The 1,605-nt window shown below is 43.1% G+C and carries 4 protein-coding genes; 3 read left to right on the top strand and 1 reads right to left on the bottom strand.

The genetic code is table 11. From position 1 onward, the window contains the following. The 3 genes from MHN79_RS20805 to MHN79_RS20795 form a co-directional block, all read left to right on the top strand. Positions 1 to 541 (top strand): YwqJ-related putative deaminase (locus tag MHN79_RS20805; protein ID WP_239174915.1); only part of this gene is annotated, 541 nt, incomplete at its 5' end. Positions 542 to 543: 2 nt separating this feature from the next. Next, on the top strand, positions 544 to 921 hold the full coding sequence (locus MHN79_RS20800) for a hypothetical protein (protein ID WP_239174913.1): 378 nt from the start codon (positions 544 to 546) through the stop codon (positions 919 to 921). 30 nt (positions 922 to 951) lie between these two features. Continuing rightward, positions 952 to 1,197: a hypothetical protein gene (locus MHN79_RS20795; RefSeq protein WP_239174910.1), complete on the top strand. Its 246-nt coding sequence runs from the start codon at positions 952 to 954 to the stop codon at positions 1,195 to 1,197. Between the two features lie 175 nt (positions 1,198 to 1,372). Here the strand turns inward: MHN79_RS20795 and MHN79_RS20790 are convergent. Then, positions 1,373 to 1,605, bottom strand: a 233-nt coding sequence (locus MHN79_RS20790; RefSeq protein ID WP_239174907.1) for a hypothetical protein, incomplete at its 5' end; no start/stop codon positions are given.

Raw genomic sequence — 1,605 nt, 5'->3', positions numbered from 1 at the left:
TGTCGATACCGTTTGGGATGGGCTCAACATTGTGTATGATTTGGGTAAAGTTGGCGTCGGCTATGCGACCAATAACCCTGTTATGGTTAATCAAGGTGCCGCCGACTTAGCTTGCGACACCGCCGCGATTCTAATACCCTATGTTCCTGCTGGCAGCACCAAAGTAGCCCGCTTATCTTCGGATGTGGCTGAGGTTGGGAAGACAGCAGATGCGGCTTTAGCGGCAGGAAAGAAGAGAGGGGCAGCATCACATCTAGATGTTAATGGTCAAACTTTTAAAAGGGTGAGCGGCAACAACGTAGATTTGGATCCGAAACTACAAAAAGCACTAGATACCGTCCCTGCTGGCCAACGTTCGCCAACACATGGTCATTGCGCTGAGATAGGGTGTATTGACCAAGCTTTGAAATCTGGTGTAGATCCAGCAGGTGGAAACATGACAACAGTTGCAATTGGTAAAACAAAGCCAGGTCACGGTATTGATAAGCCAGCTTGTTCAACGTGTAGTCATGTTATGCATAAATTCGGAGTTAACAACTAGGTATGTCATTAGATGATTTAATTGATGAAGTAGTTTCGATAACTTCAGATGAATATGAGAAGTGTATACTTTTCATGATTAGATGCCTTCCATTAGTTGCGTTTGTAAACCCTGAAGTTGGCATACAGGGAATAACTACCGCAACGAGATACTGGATTGACAAGTCTGCTGATAAGGCTGAATTAGATAGGGCTAGAGTTGCCTGCTGGAATTACCTTGATACCAATTCAGCATCGACAAACATAGATGAAAAAAAATTCTGTGCAGTCAATGGAGAACTACTGGAATGGTTTTTTCAAATGTTGTCCACGATTAGTAATGATGACAATGCCTTGCTAGCCGACTTATCTGAAATTTTAGCGGATCACAGGAAGAACTAGGTTGGTTTGATAGGATTGACTGGTAAGATTATGATTGATTCAAAAACAGGTGAGCGAATCGTTGTATTAATTGACGATGAGTCAGGCCCATACATTAGAGTGTCAACTTGGAATGATGCTGATAAGTTGGAGGATTTGTTGTCTGGAAAATATGATGTTCTCTATGAGATGAAAACTCCAAAAGAATTTATAGCTGATGGTGGAAAAGAGTATTACTTTGGTAATGCTGCCGACCCCGATAAGCTTCAAAAAATCCTTGACGATATTACTTTGTAGCTATTGGAGCCCGCACTCGCGGGCTTTTCAACCAATATAAAACACCTCCCCCCCCCCCCACACACATATTCCACATTATCTAAATCTTCTTCGTTAACAAATTCACCTTGATTTCATCTCAACTTCGCCGTGAGTCTACTTGCTCATATTTATAGCCCGCTCGGCTTTAAAAAGGTCAGCCTAAGAGAAAGAACATCTCAAACGGTTTAGCAGTAAAAAGCAAGACGATGAGTCTGACCTTGGCTATTTTTCCCATCGTTATCTCGGACATGCATCTGCGCAGTTTATTACGCCGGATCCTGTCTTTGCCCAAAGCGAGCGTTTTGAGAATCCACAGCACTGGTCTCCCTACAGCTACGCTGCCAATAATCCGATTCGTTATACAGACCCAAGCGGTGAAATCCCTGT

The organism is Vibrio sp. Of14-4 (assembly GCF_022347625.1).
Classification (GTDB): Bacteria; Pseudomonadota; Gammaproteobacteria; order Enterobacterales; family Vibrionaceae; genus Vibrio; species Vibrio pristinus.
This window is presented reverse-complemented; position numbering and strand designations above follow the sequence as displayed.